We start from the raw sequence: 21,639 nt of genomic DNA on the forward strand, positions 1-21,639 counted from the left end.
CGCCATGTCGCGCCACCCGGCGTTGAACAGGATGCCAAGGGATTTTCTGAGCATTGGGGGACCTGTCCCCAAACTCTTCCCCAAGCAATCTGAAAGGACATGAGACATGAAAGGTTCTCGCCCCGAACAAGCGGTTCTGACCCGCGACACCGATCTCAGCAAAACTGAAGAGACACGCCGTGTGATTGAAACCATGGTGGATGGTCTGAACGACCACCGCATCGACGATATTGGTGAGTTCTTTGCCCAGGGTTTTCGCTGGATGGGTAATCAGGGCTGCGGCACCAAGACCGGCCTGAAAGAGTTTCAGGACAACTGGCAGCGCCCGTTTCAGGCTGCGTTCTCGGACAAGACCTGCATTGATGAGGCGCGCCTTTACATGGGTGAGTGGGCTGCGGCGTTCGGTCGTCAAGAAGCGACCCATTCGGGTGAGTTTCTGGGCATCGCTCCTACCGGCAAGCGGGTTGAGATTCGGTACATGGATTTCTGGAAGGTGGTCGACGGCAAGATTGCCGACAACTGGGTGAATGTCGACTTCGCGCATGTCGCGGCGCAGCTGGGGGTCGATCTGTTCAACGGTGAAGGCTGGGAAGCATTTGACCGGGGGGAAAAACTTCCGCCCCGGCCCGAAAACTGAGGATTGGAAACATGACAATCGAGTATCTGAAACGCGGTAAGTCTGACGCCGACCGGGCCGACGATGACGCCAAAACCCGCGCCGTGGTTGAGGCGACCCTGAAAGATATTGAAGCCCGTGGTGATGCTGCCGTGCGCGAGCTGAGCGAGAAGTTCGATAGCTACTCGCCCGAGTCATTCCGGCTGTCTCCAGAACAAATCGACGGACTGATCGGTCAGCTGACCGAGCGCGAGCTGGCAGATATCAAATTCGCGCAGGAACAGGTGCGAAACTTTGCGCAGGCGCAGCGGGATTCGATGCTGGATATCGAGGTCGAAACTCTGCCGGGCGTCATTCTTGGACACAAGAATATCCCGGTGCAGTCGGTGGGGTGCTATGTGCCCGGCGGCAAGTTCCCGATGGTGGCCTCGGCGCATATGTCGGTGGCGACCGCATCGGTGGCCGGTGTTCCACGCATCATAGCCTGCACACCTCCTTTCAACGGCGAGCCCAACGCGGCGGTGATTGCGGCGATGCATCTGGGTGGCGCGCATGAGATTTATGTCATGGGTGGCATTCAGGCCATCGGAGCGATGGCGCTGGGAACCGAGACCATCGACCCGGTTCACATGCTGGTTGGCCCAGGCAACGCATTTGTGGCCGAAGCCAAGCGCCAACTGTTTGGGCGCGTCGGCATCGACTTGTTCGCAGGCCCCACTGAGACGATGGTCATCGCGGATGAGACTGCAGCAGATGCTGAGCTGTGCGCAACAGATCTTTTGGGGCAGGCCGAGCATGGCTACAACAGCCCCTGCGTGTTGCTGACCAGCTCTCGCAAACTTGCCGAAGAGACACTGGCCGAGGTGGATCGTCTGTTGGGTATCCTGCCGACCGCAGACACCGCGAAAGTGTCGTGGGAGGAATATGGTGAAGTGATCGTCTGCGACACGTATGAAGAGATGCTGCAAGTGGCCGATGACATTGCCTCGGAACATGTGCAGGTGATGACGGATCGCGACGATTGGTTCCTTGAGAATATGACCTGCTATGGCGCACTGTTCCTTGGTCCGCGCACTAATGTGTCGAACGGGGACAAAGTGATTGGTACGAACCACACGCTGCCAACGAAGAAGGCAGGTCGCTATACCGGTGGGTTGTGGGTAGGGAAGTACCTGAAAACGCACAGCTATCAGAAAGTTCTGACCGATGAAGCGGCGACGTTGATTGGCGAATACGGCTCGCGCCTCTGTATTCTGGAAGGTTTCGTGGGCCATGCGGAGCAGTGCAATGTTCGCGTACGGCGTTATGGCGGAATTAACGTACCCTATGGCGAACCCGCGCCGTATCGGGATGCTGCTGAATGAGTGACCCGCACACCCGGCATAAGGCCCTGATCGCTCCGCTCAGGTCTGCGATGTATGATTTTTCCGAGGCCGGTGTCCGCAAGGCGCTGGCTCAGGCTACGTCTCCAGACACGGTGTTCCACCTGTGCCATCCCTTTGGCGACAGAACCGGCAGCGATTCTTTCTATGATTGTGCCTTCAAAGACCTGTTGGCCGCCTGGCCCGATCTGGAGCGTCGCGATTACATCGTCATGGCCGGGCCGGACGAAGACGGCGCGGACTGGGTCGGATGCGGGGGCTACTTCACAGGTACTTTCACCGGCCCGTGGCTCGAAATCCCGCCCACCGGGCATCAGGTGACCATGAGGTTCCACGAATTCTATCGGTTCGAGGACGCCAAGGTCGTTGAAATGCAGGCGCTTTGGGATATCCCCGAGGTGATGATGCAAGCGGGGGCTTGGCCGATGGCCCCAAGCCTGGGGCGCGAATGGCATGTTCCCGGACCGGCCACGCAAGACGGTTTCGTGCCCGGCCCCTATGACGCGGCCAAGGGAAAGGCAACCTGTCAGCACATCATCGACATGCTGGAACACCTCAAGAAACACCCGTCGCAAGGCGGCCCCGAGGTGATGGAGATGGAACGCTTCTGGCATCCGCGTATGAACTGGTACGGCCCCTCGGGCATCGGTACCGGGCGCGGTTATGCGGGTTTCCGCAACTGGCACCAGATTCCGTTTCTGAACGGGATGCCGGATCGTGGGCAGTATGTAGGGGACATCACTTATCACTTCTTCGGTGACAGCGAATACGCTGCGGTGACCGGCTGGCCCAACATGATCCAGACTGTCACGGATGATGGCTGGTTGGGGATTGCACCTTCGGGCAAGAAGATCACCATGCGCAGCCTTGACTTCTGGCGGTTGGAAAACGGCAGAATCCGGGAAAACTGGGTTCTGGTCGATCTGTTGGACGCATACCGTCAGCTTGGCGTTGACGTCTTTGCCCGTCTGCGGGAATTCAATAAGGCCCGCAACATGGGCCGCATTGAAATACCGGATGGAATGAACTGATGACCGACCTGCCGCGCACCCCTTCGTTTTCCCTGAACGGAAAAACCGCCCTCGTGACCGGAGCCTCCTCGGGCATCGGACAGGGCTGCGCGGTGGCTTTGGCCGAGGCAGGCGCGCATGTCGTCTGCGCGGCCCGAGGTGCGGACCGGCTGAACGACACTGTCGCTGCTCTGCAAGGGCAAGGCTGGTCAGCCGAGGCTCTTGTGCTGGATCAGGGCGATCTGGGTGCGTTAGAGCAGCTATTCCTGACGCGCAGCTTTGACGTTGTGGTGAATTCCGCCGGGGTCGCGCGGCACAGCGCTGCTATTGAGACAACGCCCGAGGATTTCGATCTTGTCACAAGTGTAAACCTGCGTTCGGCCTATTTCCTTTCGGCCTACGCGGCCCGCGCCTTGATCGAGGCTGGAAAGCCTGGTTCGATCATCCATATCTCCAGCCAGATGGGGCATGTCGGCGGAGTCGACCGGGCGCTTTATTGTGCGACCAAACACGGGCTGGAGGGCATGGTCAAATCAATGGCCATCGAATGGGGCAAACAGGGCATCCGGATCAACACGGTCTGCCCGACTTTCATCCGAACACCGCTCACCCAATCCACATTCGACAACCCTGAACGCGCCGCGTGGATCATGGAAAAGATCAAGTTGGGCCGGGTGGGAGAGGTCGAGGACATTATGGGCGCGGTCCGCTACCTCGCCTCGGACGCCTCGGCGCTGGTCACGGGCACTTCGATGTTGATTGACGGAGGTTGGACGGCAGACTGATGGCTGAGAAAGTAACATCACTCCAGGTCGCCCAGCTTGCAGGGGTTAGCCAATCCGCGGTTAGCCGAGTCTTCACGCCCGGGGCTTCGGTCAGCAAGAAGACCGAAGAGAAAGTGCGAAAAGCCGCTACTGAATTGGGCTATCGCCCCAATGTGTTGGCCCGCGCGATGGTGTCCGGTAAAAGCCGCATCATCGGTTTAGTGGTCGCCTATCTGGACAACTATTTTTATCCCGAAGCGCTCGAGAAGTTGTCGAATGAGTTGCAGGAGCAGGGCTATCACGTCCTGATCTTCATGGCCTCCAGAACAGCCGGAAACATTGACGGCGTGATGGAGGAAATCCTCGATTATCAGGTTGATGGGGTTATTCTGGCCTCGGTCGCGATGTCGTCCGATATCGCAACGCGGTGCCAACAGGCCGGTGTGCCGGTGGTGCTGTTCAATCGTAGTCAGGACATCGACGGAATCACATCGGTCACGTCTGACAACTATGCGGGCGGTCGCAAGGTGGCCGAGTTCTTTGTCGCTGCCGGCCACAGCCGCATCGCTTACATCGCCGGGTGGCAAGGCGCATCAACCCAGCGAGACCGCGAAGCTGGCTTCCGAGCAGCTCTGAGCGATGCGGGCCAGGCCCTGTACGCTCATGAGATCGGAGAGTTTCACACCGAGAACGCGCGCTTGGCGGCACGTCGTATGTTCGATGTCGAGCCGCAGAAACGGCCCGACGCGGTTTTCGTCGCCAATGACCACATGGCTCTTGCCGTCATGGACGTCATCCGGTTCGAGCTGGGATTGCGTGTGCCCGAAGACGTTTCAGTCGTTGGGTATGATGACGTCCCGCAAGCAGCTTGGCTTGCCTATAACCTCACAACCATTCGTCAGCGCGCCAACCTGATGGTTGCCGAAACGGTTGACGCTCTGCTGGATCATATTGAAAACCCGACAGCTGCTGCGGCACGCAAGGTCGCGATTGATGGGCCACTCATCGTGCGCACATCGGCACGATTGCCCAAAGGCTGGACGCCGCAAAGGATGAAAACATGAAAGGCTTTGATCCCAAGTTTCGGGACTTCCCCGACTATATCATCGGTATCACCAAAGAGATTTGGGAAGACCGGGGTATTGCGACCCTGCACGACTATTACAGCGAAGATATCGTCGTGCGCTCGCCCGGTTCGATGGTTCTGGGCAATCAGAACGTGATCGGCGCGACCATGGCGACGCTGGCCGAGTTTCCGGACCGGCAGTTGCTGGGCGAGGACGTGATCTGGTCCGGCACCCCCGAAGAAGGGATGCTAAGTTCTCATCGTATCCTTTCAACGGCCACGCATCTGGCCGAGGGTGTTTACGGCAAGCCAACGGGAACAAAGCTGCGTTACCGGATTCTGGCCGATTGTCACGCTATTAACAATCAGATCAATGACGAGTGGCTGATCCGCGACCAAGGTGCCATCGTGCGCCAAATGGGCTGGGCCCCCAAGGAATATGCCGCCGATCTGATCGCCCGCGAGGGCGGCCCGGACAACTGCGTCAAACCCCTGACCCCCGAAATCGATCAGCCTGGGCCGTACAAGGGTCATGGAAACGACAACGAGTGGGGGCAGCGCTACGCCGAGATTCTGAGCCGGATCATGAATGCCGATATGGGTGCAATCGAGGCAGAATATGACCGGGCCATTCAGTCGGAATACGTGGGCGGCGTGACCGGACATGGCTGGGATGCGGTCGACCGTTTCTGGATGGGTCTGCGGGCGAGTTTCCCAAATGCCGAATTCAAGATCGAGCATCAGATCGGGCGTGACGATCCGGATATGCCACCCCGCGCCGCGATCCGCTGGAGCCTTTGGGGCAAACATGACGGCTGGGGCGTTTTTGGTGCGCCAACCGGCGCGCAGGTTTATGTCCTCGGCATCAGCCACGCCGAGTTCGGCGCCCTGATTGGCGGCCAGGCGCAGTTGCGTCGCGAATATACTCTGTTTGATGAAACCTCGGTCTGGAAACAGATCCTGTTGCAGAGTGGTGAGGTCTGAGTGGCGCGCCCGGCCGCATATCGCATCCTTGTGGATGGTCTGAGTGAGACCGGGACTCTTCTGCGTTATCATATGCATCGCCAAAGCCTGCGTGCACGGCGTTTGAACCTGCGTCCGCCAGGGGAATGAGAAAGTGTGCCGCACAGGCACGCAGACCACCATTCCTGAAAACGTAGTATCGGAACTTACAAAATGTCGAAATCAAACATCTCTTCTCGCATCGTTCGCTATGGTGAACTCCAGCCGTGCAAAACCGCATTTATCGACGCCCATACTCCGGGCAGCGATCAGAAAGAGAACTTTACAATCATCGGCGGTGGCGTTTCGGAATCCCCGGATCAACACGTGCATATCACTGACAAGATCGGCTTCAACATCGGCGCTGCGGGCCAGCCGCCGAAGTGCCGGAATTCTCTGCACAGCCACACTACAGCCGAGGTGTTTTTTGTCGCCAAAGGCCGCTGGCGGTTTTTCTGGGGGCGTTATGGTACGGCTGGAGAATTCATTGCCGAAGAAGGCGATATCTTCAACATCCCCACAGGTATCTTCCGCGGCTTCGAAAACGTTGGTCAGGACTACGGAATGATCATGTCTATCCTCGGCGGTGACGATGCGGGCGGTGGAGTGACATGGGCACCTCAAGTCATTGAAGATGCTCGGGCACATGGGCTGATGCTGGGCGACAATGGTGTTCTGTACGACTCCAAAAAGGGGCAGGAACTACCTCATAATGTGCGCTCGATGCCTTTGCTGACCGAGGAGCAGTTGAAGGACTACCCCGAAGTTCCGGTTGAGGATGTCGTAGGCAATTATGTCGCGCGATATTGGGACCTAATGGCGCTGTCAGCCAACAAGCCCGCGACGGTGATCGGCGAAAACGGAATGATCAAGGATAAACCCGGTTTCGAGGTTGATTTCCTTGGGCGAGGATCCTCTGTGACCGAACCGGTTGTAGCAGAAAAACCTGTGGTTCTTATGCCGGCCAGTGGCCACTGGCGTGTTTCGATCGACGATCATGAAGCCACTTTGTCTTCCGGCGACACGGCTTTGGTGCTGTCCGGTGAATCCTATAGCGTAGAACCTTCGATGACCGGGCAGGCGGGTCTGTACCGGATCACCGCAACCGATGACCCGGCAGGAGCCACATGGACAGGATGAGTGTAGACCCCGAAGACACACACGCCGTTTATGAGCGGCAAGCGACGGAGTATGACAAGCGTCGCTCAAAGGCCCTGTTCGAAGCGCGCTGGTTGGCGCGCTTCACGGCAAGCTTCAAGCCGGGTGACCATGTGCTGGATCTGGGCTGCGGCACAGGCGACCCGATTGCACGCTGGTTCATGGCTGAGGGGTTCGCAGTAACAGGTGTCGATTTTGCCGAGGCGATGCTGGTCATTGCCCGTGACCGGTGGCCTGATGGGGATTGGCGGCATGCGGATATGCGGGACTTTGAGCTGGATCAGCAATTCGATGGCATCATCGCCTGGTACAGCTTTTTTCATCTGACGGCAGATGAACAAAAAGACTGTATCGCCCGCATGGCGCGCCATTTGCGACCCGGCGGAATGCTCATGCTGACTGTGGGACCCCGTGCCGGAGAGGTCAGCGGCACAGTGGGATCGGAGCTTGTCTATCACGCCTCTTTGTCCCCAGCCGATTACGCGACGTGTCTCGAGGAAAACGGACTGCAAATGACCGGGTATCTGGCCGAGGACCCCGAAACCCAAAGCCACACGATCCTGATGGCACGCAAAGTTTAAGGAGGCGCTGATGACTATCAAAACCACACATGTTGGGTCTCTGCCCCGAACGCAAGACGTGGTGGATTTCATTTTCGCCCGTGAAAACGGTGAAACCTACGATACCGCCGCTTTTGACACCTGCATGACCGAAGCGGTTTCCGAGACAGTGCGCAAACAGGTCGACGCCGGTGTCGACGTTGTCAGCGATGGCGAAACCTCGAAGATTTCCTACGCGACCTATGTCAAGGATCGTTACACCGGGTTTTCAGGTGACAGCCCACGAAATGCGCCTGCAGACCTAAAGATGTTCCCCGGCTTCCTGCAGCGACTGGCCAATGACGGGGGTACGCCGCAATACGCACGACCGATGTGCACCGGCGAGGTGCGTTCAAAAGGGCAGGGCGAGTTGGAGAAGGATATTGCCAACCTCAAAGCTGCAATGGAGCAGCACGAGGCAGAGCGTGGTTTCATGAATGCCGCGTCTCCCGGCGTGATCTCTTTGTTTTTACAGAACGATTTCTATCCCACGCGAGAGGCCTACCTTGCAGCGTTGGCCGATACCATGAAAGAGGAATACGAAACCATCGTGGCCGCGGGTTTGGATCTGCAACTGGATTGCCCCGATCTGGCCTTGTCGCGTCATATGCTGTTCACCGATCTCTCGGACGACGAGTTCGTCAAGATTGCGGATATGCATGTCGAGGCCCTGAACCACGCACTTCAGAACGTCCCGCTGGACCGCGTGCGGGTTCATATCTGCTGGGGCAACTACGAGGGTCCACATTGCTGTGACATCGCAATGGACAAGGTTTTCAACACTTTGATGGGCACCAAATCGCGCTATGTTCTGTTCGAGACCTCGAACCCGCGACACGCGCACGAGTGGACGGTGTTTCGTGACCGCAGGACTGAGATACCCGATGATAAGATTTTGGTGCCCGGCGTGGTCGACACCACCACCAATTTCGTCGAGCATCCCGAACTCGTGGCCCAGCGGATCAAGCGCTTTACAGGAATTGTCGGCACAGAACGGGTGATAGCGGGTAGCGATTGCGGCTTTGGCACATTTGCGGGCTTTGGCGCGGTCGACCCTCAGATTGCCTACGCTAAGTTGTCGGCACTGTCTGATGGGGCAAAGCTGGCCTCGGCATGACACCCTTGATCTTCCTGCCGGGCATGATGTGCGATGCCCGCCTGTTTGGCCCGCAGATCAACGCTCTGTCGGGCAGCAGGCCCGTGATGACGTTCCCTTTGTCCCGGCACGACAGCGTGCAGGCCATGGCGCATGATATCCTGAAAAATGCGCCGCCCGAGTTCGCTCTGGCCGGCTTGTCGATGGGGGGGATCGTGGCGATGGAAGTATTGCGTCAGGCCTCTGCACGTGTCTCGCGCCTGGCTTTGCTCGACACTAACCCGCTGGCCGAAAAACCAGAGGTCAAAACCCGTCGCACGCCCCAGATGGCCGCCGTTCGCGACGGCAAACTGAGGACGGTGATGCGTGACGAGATGAAGCCCAGTTACCTGGCGGATGAGCCAAACCAGGGGGCTATCCTGGATCTGTGCATGGCAATGGCCACCGACCTGGGCCCTGACGTTTTCTTGCGCCAGTCGCAGGCGCTGATGGACCGCCCAGACCAAAGCGCGACTTTGAGGGCATTTACCGGAAACGCTCTGGTTCTGTGCGGGCGAGAAGACAAGTTGTGCCCTGTTGAGCGTCACCAGATGATGCATGATCTGCTGCCACATAGCGCGCTGGAGATCGTTGAAGGTGCAGGGCACCTCCCGACATTGGAACAACCACAAAAAACTACAGCGGCATTGATCCGCTGGTTGGAGGACACATGACGCCATCCCTTTTGTCCCTGCTACGCAAGGTCGACACCCCCACCGTTTGCAATGCCATCGAAGTGGCGCAGGGCAAGCGCGGGTTCGACAGGTTTACGCGCGGCACGATGCTGAGTTCTGCCCCCGAAGAGCCCGCGATCGTCGGCTATGCGCGCACTTCCAAGATTGCAGCAGTCAATCCACCGACCGAGCCGCCTGAAATCACCAAAACCCGACGTATGGCTTATTACAAATACATGGCCGAAGCGTCCGGCCCTTCAGTCGCGGTGGTCGAGGATCTGGATTATCCCGATTGCATTGGCGCTTATTGGGGTGAGATCAATACGACGGTTCACAAAGGGTTCGGCATGTCAGGTGTCGTAACCAATGGTGTCATGCGCGATCTCGGGGACATACCCGAGGGGTTTCCGGTTGTTGCCGGCTCCGTCGGGCCGAGCCACGGTTTCGTCCACATCCGAGAGATTGATACGCCGGTTTCAGTTTTTGGCCTGACCGTTAATCCGGGCGAATTGGTTCACGCCGACCGTCATGGTGCCCTGGTCGTGCCCGAGGATGTCGTCGATCGGTTGGAAGTTGCAATACAAAAGCTTTTGTCGACGGAACGTATTGTCTTGGACGCAGCCCGACATCCGGAGTTTAATTTTGAAGCATTCGAAACCGCTTGGGCAGCCTTTGAAAAAGCCAGAGTCTGAGTGCCGGTTGAGTGAATAAGAAACGGCGTACCTAAGCTACGACTGCCTTCTTTTGGTGCCACAATGACAAACTCTGAAAACGGTACGTCAGAACAAGCCGATTCACAGAAGCAAACTCAACTTCGAATGTCCGGTTAGGGTCCGGAAATAGCAAAGGAAAGGAGGTTACTGGGCTCGGTAGGTTTTTTTGGGAAAAAAACTGTTTTGCCTCATCTGAAAGTAGACCCATCTGTTGTTCAGCGACAAGTGCACAGGGTCGTGAGTAGGGTAACGAGACTGTATTCAGGGACTGCGCTGGTCGCGAAATAGTGGCGGAGAGACAGGGATTCGAACCCTGGGTGGGCTTGCACCCACAACGGTTTTCGAGACCGCCCCGTTCGACCACTCCGGCACCTCTCCGCGGGGGTCTGTGAGGGGGGGATTTAGTGAGGAACGAGCGGGGGTGCAAGTAGAAAATTCCTCAATTCACCGATACCTTGTTTTTCCATTGCCAGCAGCCGGAAAACGCCTAGGCTTTGAGGTATGACTTATTATCTGCGCCAACTTGTTTCACCGCTTCTGTTGTCAACTCTTGCTATGTGCTTTGCAGCGATGCCGTCGATGGCCGCGAACCGGGACCGGATCGAAGCCTTTTTGACCACCACTGGATTTGACGTGGCGCTTGAAAGCATAGCGCACGCGTCCGCCTCGGCCCCTCAGATGCTGGGCATCGACCCGGATGGTTTCGGGTCGGATTGGGCCCGCCTGACCGAAGAGGTTTTCGATACGAAAGACATGCACGAAACCGCTGTATCGATTCTGGAACAGACTTTGAGCGATGAAGCCCTGAATCACGCGGTCGAGTTTTATGCCTCGGATCTGGGACAACGGCTGGTCGTAGCTGAGAACGCCTCGCACATGAATGAAGATGACGACGCCAAGCAGGCTCAGGGGCAAAAAATTGTCTCAGAACTGATCAAGGATGGTTCGCCACGCGTCGAAAGTCTGAAGCGGATGAACCGTGCTGTCGATTCAAGTGGCACGTCGTTGCGGGCGTTGCAGGAGATTCAGGTGCGCTTTCTGCTGGCAGCCAGCGCTTCGGGCGTCATTGAGTTACAACTGAATGGTGACGAGCTGCGTGAGATGATGCGCGCGAACGAGGGCGAAATGCGCCGATCGCTGCAATTGTCGGCCCTGGCAGGGTCTGCCTACGCTTACCGCGACTTTTCCGACGCTGACGTGGATGCCTATGTCGACGCGCTCGAACAACCGCTTATGCAAGAGGTCTATGAACTGCTGAACGCCATTCAGTACGAAATCATGGCGATGCGCTTCGAGATTCTGGCGTCCCGAATGGCCGAATTGCGGCCCGCGCAGGACATTTAATGCGTCAGTTGATTGCCTCCGCCGCCGCCCTGACGATCTGGGCTTTTCCTGTTGACGCGAATGAACAGGTCGAACGTCTGACCCGTGCCCTGCATATGGGTGACGTCATGGAAATTCTGAGCCAAGAAGGCGTGATGCAAGGGCGTGAGCTGGATCAGGCGTTGCTGAGCGGGCAGGGTGGTACGTTCTTTCTGACCCAAGTCGAGGACCTGTACGATCCCAACTGGATGAAGGGCCAGATCGCTGAAGCATTTGAAACTGGCATGACGGACGCTCAGTTGGAAAGAGCGGCGATTTTCTTCGAAGGCGAACTTGGGCAGACCATAGTCTCGTTGGAGAACTCGGCTCGCCTTGCGTTTGCAGACGAAGCGGTCGAAGAGATCGCGCGTTTGACCTATGACCAAGTGGACCGATCGTCCGAGACTTTTCGATTGGTCGAGGAGTACATTCAGGTCAATGACCTGATCGAACAAAATGTGCAGAACTCTCTCAGCTCGGATTTCAACTTCTTCAAAGGGATTGCAGAAGGGCGCGGAGATCCGACTGATGACGGAGCCCTGCTGGCAGAGTTGTTGGCGCAGCAAGATGCCACCCATGCGGAAACCGAAAAATGGGTATTCTCATTCCTGCTGCTTGCCTATCAGCCGCTGGATCATGCGCAGATGCGCGAGAATATCGCTTTTTCCCGAACCGAAGCCGGAAAAGCGTTGAACATGGCCATTTTCGAAGGGTTCGACGCAATGTTTGACACCATTTCATATCGGCTGGGAAAAACAGTGGCACGGGCGCTGAATACGTCTGACCTTTGAACCGGGTTTTTGGTTGACTTTCATGAGCAAACTCGGGATAAGCGCGCATCCCGGCCGGAATCTCCGCGCCGGGTATCGTTATTATTTGACCTGAGGGGTTCGCTCCAAGGTCGTCACACAGCCCGAAAAGGGCGCGCTGTTCGAGGTGGCTTAGGCCAAAACGCCCGAAAGGGGACCACAGAACGCGGGTATGAAAAGGAAAGACGCATGTTTGCGGTCCTCAAGACTGGCGGCAAGCAGTACAAGGTTCAAGCGGGTGATATCCTCCGCGTTGAAAAGCTGGCTGCCGACGCAGGTGAAAAAGTTCAATTCAACGACGTACTGATGCTGGGCGGTGACGCACCGGTTGTCGGCGCGCCGTTTGTCGATGGTGCAGCCGTTCAGGCCGACGTGATCGAACAGATCAAAGGTGACAAGGTCATCAAGTTCGTCAAGCGCCGTCGTAAGCACAGCTCGAAGCGTACCGTTGGCCACCGTCAGAAACTGACTCTGGTCAAGATCACCGACATCCTGTCGTCGGGCGCTGACAAGTCGGGCATCAAAGCTGCAACCGGTTCGGCTCCGGCTGGCGAAGCTGCTCCGGCGGCGAAAAAGCCTGCCAAGAAAGCTGAAGCCAAAGCAGAGGCACCCGCCGCCGCTGCTGCCGCTGACGATCTGACCAAGCTGAACGGTGTCGGCCCTGCCGCTGCCAAGAAGCTGAATGAGGCCGGTATCGAGAGCTTTGCCGCTCTGGCCGCCTTGTCGGACGAGCAGATTGCTGCTATCGAAACGGTCAAAGTGAAACCCGAATGGGTTGAGCAGGCCAAAGAGCTGGCCAAAGGCTAAGGAGAGAGAGAATGGCACATAAAAAAGCTGGCGGTTCCTCCCGTAACGGTCGCGACTCAGCTGGTCGTCGCCTTGGCGTGAAACTGTATGGTGGCCAGGCCGCCATTTCAGGCAACATCATCGTGCGTCAGCGCGGCACCAAGTTCTGGCCGGGCGAAGGCGTAGGCATGGGCAAGGATCACACGATCTTTGCAACCGTGGATGGCGCCGTGAAGTTCCACAAGGGGCTCAAAAACCGCACCTTTATTTCGGTCCTGCCAGTGGCGGAGGCCGCAGAGTAAGCCGAAACCCAGAAGGTTTAAGAAAAATTCATGGGGGACCGGCACAAAGTGCCGGTCCCCTTTCTCGTTTTAACACAGTTTTGATCCAACGCTCAGATGACAGTCGCAACCACCAGTTTCCTGATATTTGCCGCCAGCCAGGTCGGCACGCCGGGACCGGCCAACATGGTCCTGCTGGGTACGGGTGCGCGCTATGGTTTCCGGGCAGCGCTGCCGTTTGTGGCCGGCGTGATACTGGGCAAGCAGCTGATCATCTGGCCAGTGGGTTTTGGCCTGTTGCAGTTGGCTGGCCAGGCGCCGATGATCTTTACTGTTCTGAAATACGCTTCAGCCGCATATATTTGCTGGCTCGCGTGGAAAATTGCCAACCTTCGACTCTCGCGGCGTGATAGCGCCGATGAGGTACCTGGGTTCTGGGCGGGGCTGATTGTGCATCCGCTTAATCCAAAGGCGTGGGCGATGATCATTGCAGGCTTTACCAGTTTTGTTGCCGTTGGGGCATCCAGCTTTGACGCAACGCTCACGATCGCTCTCTGTTTGTTGTTCTGCCAGGTTTTGCTGCATCCGATCTGGACGTTTGCCGGAGATAGAATTGCCCACGTGGTTGAAGGACGGCCTGTCGAAAAATATCTGATGTGGACATTAGCGAGTCTTACTGTTGCGTCCGTACTTTTTGTGTTGTTCGGAGGAGGAACACACTCATGAAAATTGAAACAATAATAAATCAGCCGGTCATTGAAACCGAGCGGTTCGACCTGCGCCCTCTGCGCCGGTCGGATATGGGGCTGATTGAGTATTATGCAGGCGACGAGCGCGTGGCGCGCATGACCACCAGTATTGCGCATCCTTTGCCGCCGGGATCGGTCGAAGCATTTGTGACCCGTTCGATGGCGGACGACCGGGACGAAGATGTCTGGGTCATGGATGCAACCAAGGATGGTGGGCCTGAACTGATTGGTGTGATTTCACTCAAGAGGTTGGATCGCAACCAGTCCGAGGTCGGTTATTGGGTGGCGCCTATCTACTGGAACACGGGCATCGCATCGCAGGCAGTCGAAGCACTGGTTGCGGCGAATCCACTTGAAAACGCGACGATGTTTGCCAGCGTATTTCAGGACAATCCGGCATCCGCCCGGGTTTTGACACACTGTGGGTTCGAATACCTTGGCGATGCCGAAAGCTATTCAGTGGCGCGCGATGCAAATGTGCCCACTTGGACATACAGCAAAAAACTCTGACTTGTGGCCGATGGGGCCTTTGCAGTAGGGGACAGTCATGAAATTTCTCGATCTTGCAAAGGTCTACATCCGGTCCGGGGCCGGCGGTGGCGGGTGCGTCAGCTTTCGGCGTGAAAAGTACATTGAATACGGCGGTCCCGATGGCGGGGACGGCGGTAAAGGCGGGTCTGTTTGGGCCGAGGTTGTGGACGGGCTGAACACCCTGATCGACTTTCGCTATCAACAGCACTTTTTTGCCAAAAACGGCCAACCCGGTCGGGGTCAACAACGGACAGGCAAGGATGGCGATGACATCGTCCTGCGCGTACCCGTCGGCACCGAAATTCTGGATGAAGACGAAGAGACCGTTATCTGCGACCTGACCGAAGTAGGTGAGCGCGTATTGCTGGCCAAAGGCGGCAATGGTGGCTTCGGTAACCTGCATTTTAAATCGGCGACCAACCAGGCGCCGCGCCGTGCAAATCCGGGGCAGGCGGGGATTGACCGTACTATTTGGTTGCGGCTGAAGCTAATCGCAGATGTGGGCCTGTTAGGCATGCCGAATGCCGGGAAATCGACTTTTCTAGCTGCAACGTCAAATGCGCGTCCGAAAATTGCCGACTATCCGTTTACCACTCTGCACCCCAACCTGGGCGTTGTCGGCGTGGACAATGTGGAATTCGTTGTGGCCGACATCCCCGGCCTGATCGAAGGTGCACATGAAGGTCGCGGCATCGGGGACCGCTTCCTGGGCCATGTCGAACGCTGCGCAGTTCTGCTGCATCTGGTCGATGGCACGTCTGAGACCGTGGCCGAGGACTACCGGACCATCATTCACGAGTTGGAAGCCTATGGCGGCGAACTGGCCGAGAAACCCCGGATCACCGTTCTGAACAAAGTCGACGCGCTGGATGACGAGGAACGCGAGCTGGCCAAGTCCGAACTGGAAGAGGCCGTCGGCGGCCCCGTCATGGCCATGTCGGGGGTTGCGCATCAAGGCGTAACCGAGGTCCTGCGCGCCCTGCGTGCGCAGATAGACGAAAACCGTCTGCGCCAGAAGCCCGCGGAGGAGGTGCAGCCGTGGCAACCCTGACCGCCGCGCGCCGCCTGGTCGTCAAGATTGGGTCTGCCCTATTGGTGGACCGGGAGACGGGCCTGTTGCGTTCGGACTGGCTGCATTCTCTTGCGCAGGACGTTGCCTGGCTAAAAGGGCAGGGAACGGATGTGGTTCTGGTCTCCTCCGGTTCAATCGCCCTGGGCCGCGGCGTGTTAGGCCTGCCTATGGCCGCGCTGCCGCTGGAGCAATCACAAGCAGCCGCTGCTGTTGGGCAAATCCGTTTGGCCCGCGCTTACGAAGAGGCGCTGACACCTTACGGCATCACCACTGCACAGGTTTTGGTCACTCTGGAAGATAGCGAGGACCGGCGGCGCTACCTGAACTCCCGTGCTACGCTGGAGACGTTGTTGGGACTGGGTGTCGTTCCGATTGTCAACGAAAACGATACTGTCGCCACGGATGAGATCCGGTACGGAGACAATGACCGCCTTGCCGCGCAAATTGCTGTGACTGTGGGCGCAGATCAACTGATCCTACTGTCAGACGTGGACGGGTTTTATTCAGGGAACCCAGCAACTGATCCAACGGCCACGCGCTACGACCAGATCGACGTCATTACGCCTGAGATAGAAGCGATGGCTGGCGACGCCGGCTCGGGGCTGTCCAAAGGTGGTATGAAAACCAAATTGCTGGCTGGTAAAATGGCGATTGCTGCTGGTTGCGACATGGCTATTACCGAAGGTTCGCCGCACAACCCGCTGAAAACGCTTGACAATGGTGCTAACTGCACGTGGTTTAATGCGACTCTGGACCCGCAGGCAGCCCGCAAGCGTTGGATATCTGCGATGAAACCTCGGGGTGAGATTACAGTCGACGACGGGGCTGCTTTGGCGCTGTCAAACGGTAAAAGCCTGTTGCCGGCGGGCATAGTCGAAGTGACGGGCGATTTCGGTCGGGGTGACCCGGTATCGATACTGGATTTGCAAGCTCGGCGTTTGGCGCAAGGTCTCAGTCGCTATACCGCGCAGGAAGCCTATGCAATCAAAGGTCGTAAGTCTTCAGAAATCGAAGCGACGCTTGGTTATCCCGGCCGCGCGGCTTTGGTTCATCGGGACGATCTTGCGCTGTGATGGACAGGTCGGCGAAATGGACGAACCTACAAGAAAGGCATATGACATGAAGGATTTCGACAATATCCCCGCCCTGATGGCCGATCTTGGGAAACGTGCCAAGGCAGCGTCGCAGGAGCTGGGGTTTGCCAACGCAGAACGCAAACATGCTGCTCTGATTGCTGCTGCAGAGGACGTTTGGAATAATCGCGCATTGATCATTGAGGCAAACCAGAAAGATTTGGAGTTTGGCCGCGACAAGGGCCTCAGCCCAGCGATGATGGACCGCCTGATGCTGGATGAGACGCGCATTCAGGGCATGGTTGATGGTTTGCGCACAGTTGCGGATCAGGCCGATCCTGTGGGCCAAGTGCTCGCCGAGTGGGATATGCCGTCGGGTCTGAACATTCAGCGTGTGCGTACGCCTTTGGGTGTGATCGGAGTGATTTATGAAAGCCGCCCCAATGTGACAGCGGACGCTGGCGCGCTATGCCTGAAATCGGGCAACGCAGTCATCTTGCGTGGCGGGTCCGAGAGCTTCCATTCTTCGACCGCAATTCATGCCTGCCTGGTGGAAGGTTTGAAGGCCGCTAACCTTCCGGAAGATGCGATCCAACTGGTACCGACGCGCGATCGTGCGGCGGTTCAGGAATTGCTGACGATGACGGATTATGTGGACGTTATCGTTCCGCGTGGAGGCAAAGGTCTGGTCGGTCTTGTCCAGCGCGAGGCGAGAGTACCGGTTTTCGCTCATCTGGAAGGCATCGTGCACATCTATGTCGACAAATCCGCCGATCCTCAGAAAACACTGGATGTGGTTTTGAACGCCAAAACCCGCCGGACAGGTATATGTGGTGCCGCCGAATGCCTGTTGGTACACGCGGAGATCGCGAACACATTGGGGCAGGACCTCATTGCGGCTCTGTTGGCTGCCGGGGTTGAGGTGCACGCTCAGGGCACGCTGGCTAGTGATGGAACGATTGCGGCATCAGACGCCGATTGGGGCAAGGAGTTTCTGGATAGCATCATCGCGGCAAAACCGGTTGCGAATATTGATGAAGCGATTGCTCACATCCGGCAATACGGCTCAAACCACACTGACTGCATCATGACCGAAGACGGGCAGGCTGCAGCGCGGTTCTTTGAGCGACTGGACAGCGCGATCCTGATGCACAACGCATCGACGCAGTTCGCTGATGGTGGGGAGTTTGGAATGGGTGCCGAGATCGGAATCGCGACCGGGAAAATGCACGCGCGCGGTCCTGTTGGAGCGGCCCAGTTGACCAGTTTCAAATATCTGGTGCGCGGAAATGGCACGACGCGCAGCTAGAACAGTTTAGAACCGGATTGCGACACGCGTTGTGGCCGTTTCTACGGCCACCGTCCGCCTCATTGACGCGGCCGTCTCTGGCAGAAGCGCAAACTGGACCTGTGCCGGTGTTACTTTTGTAGGGAAGCGCTTGCTGGTCAGGCCCTTCCACAAAGAGTTGTCCACCTTCAGCCTGTCCGCGGTTCCACTCACGAGCCAGGTGTCTCCCGTTGCAGCGATTTCGACTTCTCCACCCATAGGCATAGCGCTTTCGCAGCACAATAAAGCAAGAAACGCTAGCTTGACCTGATTACGCGGCATCGGCTCGGTCACATTCCAACGCACCCGGACACGGCTGGCCTGTTCGATATCCTTCAGCAAATTGTTCACCTCGGCGCGACCAAGAGGTTGATTGCCCGCCGCCCCAAAGGCCACGCGGAAGAACCTGATCTTGGCGCCGGCGCTTCCAACACTGCCCGAGATCAGCTCCATTTCGGGCCCTTGCGACGCACCAACCATTTCCAACAGCTCAAGTCCGTTGGTGATTGCCCCGATCGGGCTTATCAGATCGTGGCAGATCCGAGAGCCGATCAACTCGGCCAAGTTGACGTTGGTGTCGCCCATGCGTACCTCCTGCTGTATCTGCCGCCGGACCGGAGCCCCTGTATGACAGACCTGAATGCCATTCTTGCACCGGGCATGTATGTCCGGCACCCGGATTTCCCAGATTGGGGCGTCGGACAGGTTCAGTCCAACATCGCGGGTAAGATCACCGTAAACTTTCGCGAGCAGGGGAAAGTGGTAATCGACGGGACACGCATAGCCCTGATGCCGGTCTTTGATCCGTGAAACTGGTTTAGAAAAGGTTAACATCGATGACCAGAGGTCATCATGTTGCCTTTGCCTGAAAAACTGCGATATCTGCCCAACAGATATCAAAGGATACAAGGTCCCGACATGCCGGACGCTGGCCCCTCGTTTACCATCCGCCTCGCCGAGACCGAGGATGAGCTGCGCGCGGCGCAACGCCTGCGCTACGACGTTTTCGTGCGCGAACTTGGTGGCGGAGGCGAGATGGTCGATCACGACGCCGAGCTCGAGCAGGACAGGTTCGACCCATATTTCGATCACATGCTAGCCTATGATGACGCGACGAGTGAAGTTGTTGGCGTTTACAGGCTGTTACCGGGCGAACGTGCTGCAAAACTGGGGCAGTTTTATTCCGAGGACGAGTACGATTTGACCGTTCTCAAGCAAAGCGGGCGACGGCTGTTGGAACTTGGACGATCATGCCTGCACCCTGACTATCGGGGCGGTACAGCGATGTACCATCTTTGGAACGGACTGGCGGCCTATGTTGCTGAGCGTGGCATCGAAGTGCTGTTCGGAGTGGCCAGCTTTCACGGCACAAATGTTCAGGAACTGGCGCAGCCTCTGTCGATGCTGCATCACAACCATCTGGCTCCGCCCGACCTGAGGGTCAGGGCTCAGCCCGAGGTTTTTCAATCGATGAACCTCGTGGAGCCGGAAGATCTGGATCGCCGCTCCGCCATGGTACAGGTTCCGTCTCTAATCAAAGCTTATCTGAGGCTGGGCGGATTTGTGGGGGAGGGTGCGTTTATCGATCACGCGTTCAACACAACCGATGTTTGCCTGATCCTCGATACCGCGCGTATGAACGACAGGCCAAAGCGCATATATGGCGGAGCCTGAACAGGTGAACGATCCTTTGTGGAACAGTGAGAACGCACCGGACCGCGTCGAATTGGGCGTACTGGGTTGGATTCTCGTGGTCTTACGTGGGCTGCCTTTGGCTATTCTGGTCTTTGGTGGCCTGATCATTCTGTTGATAGTCCGGCTGATCGAGGCGCCGCTATTTGGCATCCGTCGACCGATCACGCCATTTATCTCGCAATTTGTGTGTCGCAATGCATTCCGAGTTTTGGGGATGGGGTTCCGAACCTCTGGAGAACTGATGCGCGAGCGTGGGGCCGTGGTCGCCAACCACACTTCGTGGCTGGATATATTTGCCTTGAATGCACGCAAGCGCGTCTATTTTGTTTCGAAAGCCGAAGTTGCGAAATGGCCAGGCATCGGGTGGCTCGCGCGGGCAACCGGCACAGTGTTCATAGAGCGAGATCGGAAAAAGGCGCGTGAGCAGACACAGGTTTTTGAAAACCGTCTGAAGGCCGGGCACAAGCTGTTGTTTTTCCCCGAAGGCACCTCGACCGATGGTTTGCGGGTTTTACCTTTTAAATCAACTCTGTTTGCAGCGTTCTTCGCAGATGAACTGCGAGAATTTATGTATGTGCAGCCGGTCTCGGTCATTTTCCATGCGCCCGAAGGACAGCCCGAGAGATTCTATGGTTGGTGGGGCGATATGGACTTTGCGCCCCATCTGTTAAAGACGTTGGGCGCACGCGGGCAGGGTTCGGTCGAATTGATCTATCACTCTCCGGCGCGGGTCAGCGATTTTCCCGACCGCAAGGCACTTGCATCCCATTGTGAAGAGGCGGTTCGTCATGCGCATGTGTTCGCGCGCCTCGAAAAATAGGGGCAATTGACCCTTGCGCTACATGCGAACCTGCCGTATACGCGCGCCATTCAAACCCGCAGGCGGGGTTTGGCCTTTTTGAGGGAGACATCCTCATCAAGACCGCCGGTTGGAGCATCCGCTTCTTTCACCCCCGCCCAGGCGTAAACCGGAAAAGGAAAATAGCATGGCTCTTCCCGAGTTCACCATGCGTCAGCTGCTGGAAGCTGGCGTTCACTTTGGTCACCAGACACAACGTTGGAATCCCCGCATGGGCCCGTTCATCTACGGCTCGCGCAATGGCATTCACATCATGGACCTGACCCAGACTGTTCCGATGCTGGACCAGGCGCTGCAGGCCGTTCGTGACACTGTCGCAAAAGGTGGCCGTGTTCTGTTCGTTGGTACCAAGCGTCAGGCAGCCCAGCCGATCGCAGACGCCGCTGAAAAGTCGGCTCAATACTACATGAACCACCGCTGGCTGGGTGGCACGCTGACCAACTGGAAAACCGTTTCCCAGTCGATCAACCGTCTGAACCAGATCGACGAAGCGATGGAATCGGGCGCCGAAGGCCTGACCAAGAAAGAGCGTCTGGGCATGGAACGTGACCAGACCAAACTGCAGGCATCGCTGGGCGGTATCCGCGAAATGGGCGGCGTTCCTGATCTGCTGTTCGTCATCGACGTCAAAAAAGAAGCACTGGCGATCGCCGAAGCCAACAAGCTGGGTATCCCGGTTGTGGCTGTGGTTGACACCAACTGCTCGCCCGATGGTGTCGACTACATCATCCCCGGCAACGACGACGCAGCCCGCGCCATCGCTCTGTACTGCGACCTGGCCGCACGTGCCGCTCTGGACGGTATGACCGCACAGATGGGTGCCGCCGGTGTAGATCTGGGTGCCTTCGAGGAAGCGCCGGTTGAAGAAACCGTTGCGGAAGAAGCACCCGCGGAAGCAGAAACACCTGCCGAAGCGTAAGCTGCCCGTCACGTAAATGACATATGGGGCAGGGTATGACCTGCCCCAATTCCGTTT

25 protein-coding genes and 1 tRNA gene are annotated in these 21,639 nt (G+C 57.4%); 24 read left to right on the forward strand and 2 right to left on the reverse strand.

The annotated features are described in order from the left end of the window. The first annotated feature begins 106 nt into the window (after positions 1 to 106). From AC2TDA_RS11375 to AC2TDA_RS11425, 11 genes are all read left to right on the forward strand, one after another. The gene (locus AC2TDA_RS11375; protein WP_480845519.1) at positions 107 to 637 is read left to right on the forward strand and encodes an ester cyclase; all 531 of its coding nucleotides are present in this window, start codon (positions 107 to 109) and stop codon (positions 635 to 637) included. Positions 638 to 648: 11 nt separating this feature from the next. After that, positions 649 to 1,980 carry a histidinol dehydrogenase gene (gene hisD, locus AC2TDA_RS11380; protein WP_480879319.1) on the forward strand — a complete coding sequence of 444 codons (1,332 nt, stop codon included), beginning with the start codon at positions 649 to 651 and terminating at the stop codon, positions 1,978 to 1,980. Continuing rightward, positions 1,977 to 3,029 carry an ester cyclase gene (locus AC2TDA_RS11385; RefSeq protein WP_480879320.1) on the forward strand — a complete coding sequence of 351 codons (1,053 nt, stop codon included), beginning with the start codon at positions 1,977 to 1,979 and terminating at the stop codon, positions 3,027 to 3,029. The genes hisD and AC2TDA_RS11385 overlap by 4 nt, the downstream gene beginning before the upstream one ends. Further along, the gene (locus tag AC2TDA_RS11390) at positions 3,029 to 3,793 is read left to right on the forward strand and encodes an SDR family NAD(P)-dependent oxidoreductase (RefSeq protein WP_480879321.1); all 765 of its coding nucleotides are present in this window, start codon (positions 3,029 to 3,031) and stop codon (positions 3,791 to 3,793) included. The genes AC2TDA_RS11385 and AC2TDA_RS11390 overlap by 1 nt, the downstream gene beginning before the upstream one ends. Continuing rightward, complete coding sequence (locus AC2TDA_RS11395) at positions 3,793 to 4,836, forward strand: LacI family DNA-binding transcriptional regulator (RefSeq protein ID WP_480879322.1); 1,044 nt, start codon at positions 3,793 to 3,795, stop codon at positions 4,834 to 4,836. The genes AC2TDA_RS11390 and AC2TDA_RS11395 overlap by 1 nt, the downstream gene beginning before the upstream one ends. Then, complete coding sequence (locus tag AC2TDA_RS11400; protein ID WP_480879323.1) at positions 4,833 to 5,822, forward strand: nuclear transport factor 2 family protein; 990 nt, start codon at positions 4,833 to 4,835, stop codon at positions 5,820 to 5,822. The genes AC2TDA_RS11395 and AC2TDA_RS11400 overlap by 4 nt, the downstream gene beginning before the upstream one ends. 192 nt (positions 5,823 to 6,014) lie before the next feature. Continuing rightward, on the forward strand, positions 6,015 to 6,980 hold the full coding sequence (locus AC2TDA_RS11405) for a cupin domain-containing protein (RefSeq protein WP_480879324.1): 966 nt from the start codon (positions 6,015 to 6,017) through the stop codon (positions 6,978 to 6,980). Continuing rightward, positions 6,977 to 7,579 carry a class I SAM-dependent methyltransferase gene (locus AC2TDA_RS11410; protein ID WP_480896860.1) on the forward strand — a complete coding sequence of 201 codons (603 nt, stop codon included), beginning with the start codon at positions 6,977 to 6,979 and terminating at the stop codon, positions 7,577 to 7,579. The genes AC2TDA_RS11405 and AC2TDA_RS11410 overlap by 4 nt, the downstream gene beginning before the upstream one ends. 10 nt (positions 7,580 to 7,589) lie before the next feature. Then, positions 7,590 to 8,714 carry a cobalamin-independent methionine synthase II family protein gene (locus AC2TDA_RS11415; protein WP_480879326.1) on the forward strand — a complete coding sequence of 375 codons (1,125 nt, stop codon included), beginning with the start codon at positions 7,590 to 7,592 and terminating at the stop codon, positions 8,712 to 8,714. Continuing rightward, positions 8,711 to 9,406 carry an alpha/beta fold hydrolase gene (locus AC2TDA_RS11420; protein ID WP_480879327.1) on the forward strand — a complete coding sequence of 232 codons (696 nt, stop codon included), beginning with the start codon at positions 8,711 to 8,713 and terminating at the stop codon, positions 9,404 to 9,406. The genes AC2TDA_RS11415 and AC2TDA_RS11420 overlap by 4 nt, the downstream gene beginning before the upstream one ends. Next, entirely contained in the window at positions 9,403 to 10,098 is a 696-nt protein-coding gene (locus AC2TDA_RS11425; protein ID WP_480879328.1) for an RraA family protein, read from the forward strand. The genes AC2TDA_RS11420 and AC2TDA_RS11425 overlap by 4 nt, the downstream gene beginning before the upstream one ends. 309 nt (positions 10,099 to 10,407) lie before the next feature. Here the strand turns inward: AC2TDA_RS11425 and AC2TDA_RS11430 are convergent. Further along, a tRNA-Ser gene (locus tag AC2TDA_RS11430) sits at positions 10,408 to 10,497 on the reverse strand. 123 nt (positions 10,498 to 10,620) lie between these two features. Between AC2TDA_RS11430 and AC2TDA_RS11435 the strand changes: the two genes are divergently transcribed. The 9 genes from AC2TDA_RS11435 (at position 10,621) to AC2TDA_RS11475 (ending at position 18,091) form a co-directional block, all read left to right on the forward strand. Then, positions 10,621 to 11,463 (forward strand): DUF2059 domain-containing protein, encoded by an 843-nt coding sequence (locus tag AC2TDA_RS11435; protein ID WP_480847875.1) that lies wholly within the window; start codon positions 10,621 to 10,623, stop codon positions 11,461 to 11,463. Further along, entirely contained in the window at positions 11,463 to 12,272 is an 810-nt protein-coding gene (locus AC2TDA_RS11440) for a DUF2059 domain-containing protein (RefSeq protein ID WP_480847876.1), read from the forward strand. Before AC2TDA_RS11435 ends, AC2TDA_RS11440 begins: the two co-directional genes overlap by 1 nt. A 207-nt stretch (positions 12,273 to 12,479) precedes the next feature. Continuing rightward, positions 12,480 to 13,097, forward strand: a complete 618-nt coding sequence (locus tag AC2TDA_RS11445) for a 50S ribosomal protein L21 (protein WP_480847877.1) — start codon at positions 12,480 to 12,482, stop codon at positions 13,095 to 13,097. 11 nt (positions 13,098 to 13,108) lie between these two features. Continuing rightward, on the forward strand, positions 13,109 to 13,378 hold the full coding sequence (gene rpmA, locus AC2TDA_RS11450; RefSeq protein ID WP_058271644.1) for a 50S ribosomal protein L27: 270 nt from the start codon (positions 13,109 to 13,111) through the stop codon (positions 13,376 to 13,378). Positions 13,379 to 13,474: 96 nt separating this feature from the next. After that, a complete protein-coding gene (locus AC2TDA_RS11455) occupies positions 13,475 to 14,083 on the forward strand; it encodes a LysE family translocator (protein WP_480879329.1) in 609 nt (202 codons plus the stop codon). After that, positions 14,080 to 14,616: a GNAT family N-acetyltransferase gene (locus AC2TDA_RS11460; protein WP_480847879.1), complete on the forward strand. Its 537-nt coding sequence runs from the start codon at positions 14,080 to 14,082 to the stop codon at positions 14,614 to 14,616. Before AC2TDA_RS11455 ends, AC2TDA_RS11460 begins: the two co-directional genes overlap by 4 nt. Positions 14,617 to 14,653: 37 nt before the next feature. Next, on the forward strand, positions 14,654 to 15,688 hold the full coding sequence (gene obgE / locus AC2TDA_RS11465) for a GTPase ObgE (RefSeq protein ID WP_480879331.1): 1,035 nt from the start codon (positions 14,654 to 14,656) through the stop codon (positions 15,686 to 15,688). Beyond that, a complete protein-coding gene (gene proB, locus AC2TDA_RS11470; protein ID WP_480879332.1) occupies positions 15,676 to 16,782 on the forward strand; it encodes a glutamate 5-kinase in 1,107 nt (368 codons plus the stop codon). Before obgE ends, proB begins: the two co-directional genes overlap by 13 nt. 46 nt (positions 16,783 to 16,828) lie before the next feature. After that, entirely contained in the window at positions 16,829 to 18,091 is a 1,263-nt protein-coding gene (locus AC2TDA_RS11475; protein ID WP_480879496.1) for a glutamate-5-semialdehyde dehydrogenase, read from the forward strand. Between the two features lie 6 nt (positions 18,092 to 18,097). Here the strand turns inward: AC2TDA_RS11475 and AC2TDA_RS11480 are convergent, their stop codons facing one another. After that, positions 18,098 to 18,694 (reverse strand): histidine phosphotransferase family protein, encoded by a 597-nt coding sequence (locus AC2TDA_RS11480; RefSeq protein ID WP_480847882.1) that lies wholly within the window; start codon positions 18,692 to 18,694, stop codon positions 18,098 to 18,100. Between the two features lie 42 nt (positions 18,695 to 18,736). On the opposite strand from AC2TDA_RS11480, the gene AC2TDA_RS11485 reads away from it, so the two are divergent. The 4 genes from AC2TDA_RS11485 (at position 18,737) to rpsB (ending at position 21,582) form a co-directional block, all read left to right on the forward strand. Then, positions 18,737 to 18,919 carry a DUF3553 domain-containing protein gene (locus AC2TDA_RS11485; RefSeq protein ID WP_008756567.1) on the forward strand — a complete coding sequence of 61 codons (183 nt, stop codon included), beginning with the start codon at positions 18,737 to 18,739 and terminating at the stop codon, positions 18,917 to 18,919. 108 nt (positions 18,920 to 19,027) lie between these two features. Continuing rightward, the gene (gene olsB, locus AC2TDA_RS11490; RefSeq protein ID WP_480879333.1) at positions 19,028 to 19,783 is read left to right on the forward strand and encodes an L-ornithine N(alpha)-acyltransferase; all 756 of its coding nucleotides are present in this window, start codon (positions 19,028 to 19,030) and stop codon (positions 19,781 to 19,783) included. Continuing rightward, positions 19,770 to 20,624: a lyso-ornithine lipid O-acyltransferase gene (gene olsA / locus AC2TDA_RS11495; RefSeq protein ID WP_480879334.1), complete on the forward strand. Its 855-nt coding sequence runs from the start codon at positions 19,770 to 19,772 to the stop codon at positions 20,622 to 20,624. The genes olsB and olsA overlap by 14 nt, the downstream gene beginning before the upstream one ends. 166 nt (positions 20,625 to 20,790) lie before the next feature. Then, a complete protein-coding gene (rpsB, locus tag AC2TDA_RS11500; RefSeq protein ID WP_480847885.1) occupies positions 20,791 to 21,582 on the forward strand; it encodes a 30S ribosomal protein S2 in 792 nt (263 codons plus the stop codon). The last annotated feature ends 57 nt before the right edge of the window (positions 21,583 to 21,639 follow it).

The organism is Ruegeria sp. HKCCD6426, assembly GCF_057221115.1.